The organism is Bacteriovorax sp. DB6_IX, assembly GCF_000447775.1.
GTDB lineage: Bacteria > Bdellovibrionota > Bacteriovoracia > Bacteriovoracales > Bacteriovoracaceae > Halobacteriovorax_A.
Genome location: NZ_AUNJ01000211.1, coordinates 1 through 1,259, shown reverse-complemented (window position 1 = coordinate 1,259; position 1,259 = coordinate 1). Strand labels below are relative to the sequence as shown.

Below are 1,259 nucleotides of genomic sequence, written 5' to 3'. Positions count from 1 at the left end.
ANACCTTACTAATTTCGCATAATTCAGGATAGAGCAACGCTAAGAAATTCCATCTAACATGAAACTTTTTAAACACTTCTTCAGTCATATATGAACTAAGTTTACCTTCTAAAATTTTATTTTTTTCAAAATACTGTTCAATTTCAGAAAATGACTTATTACGAACTATATTTCTAATCTTAACGAGTTCTTTCTCGATATTGTTATATCGTTCTATGCCAAGACCTTCTACTAAATTTAGTTTTGATGGTTTTTTGACTTCATTTTCCAAAAGGTATTTCTTAGATAAATAAAGCTTTTCTTTTTCATAATGAACGATTCCGACTTTTTCATATTGAGCAAGAAGTAAACTAAAAGACCCATCAACACTAGATAAAAATGGTATAGAGCAAACACTCTTTTTATCTAAAGCAATTAAATGCTCTACGTTATAGCGATTATAAATTTGGCATACAAGCCTATCTCTATAGCTAACCCCTTTATCAGTAATCTTTAAAATAGGATTACCTGTAAAAGTACTATTATTATAAAATTCTAATCGAGGTATCTTAACAACCGATTCTCCTCCATTCTCTTTCCCATAGTCAAAGAATGTTGTCCTCCAATATAAACCGCCAATTTTATCCATACTTATATTCAACTTTGATTCAAGTAGTTTAAAGTCGTTTTTACTTGACGAATAAGCACAAGAAGATAAATACACGTAAAATAATAAAATCGTGAAAGTTCTTATCTTTTTATTCATTATTACCCCAATTAAAACTTACAAAAGTATCTCTACCGAAGACTATTTCTGTATATCTTCAGCATCTTTTGGAAACTAGCAAATAATACTAGTCAAAATCTTCATAATAATCACATACGACTTCTTTAGGATTCTTTATACAGTACTTCTTAAAATCTAAATTATCGCTTGTTTCAAACTTTAGCTTATAATGATTTCCTTCTTTTTTATAATATGAGACAGTTATTGAATTAAAGTCCTTATTCCTGACTCTAAGATGTAACATGTATTTCTCATTTATCTTTAAGACTCTATTGCTGAAGAAAGACATTTTATTCTTAACTTTATTTAACATATACAAATTAGCGGTAATATAGTTTTTACAAGTAGATATATAGTCACCAAACAATATAAACCTTCTCTTCGGAAGCTCTCCACATCTATCGTAATGCCGCTTTGCTACTGCTAAAGCAGCCCCTCCCTTAGAATAGCTAAAATTTCCTTCATCTGACGAAAAAACGACAAGACTCAACCC

General features: G+C 29.6%; 1 protein-coding gene. It reads right to left on the bottom strand.

The genetic code is table 11. The annotated features are described in order from the left end of the window. Positions 1-833: 833 nt before the first annotated feature. On the bottom strand, positions 834-1,259 hold a 426-nt coding region (locus tag M901_RS06195), incomplete at its 5' end, for a hypothetical protein (RefSeq protein WP_034720878.1).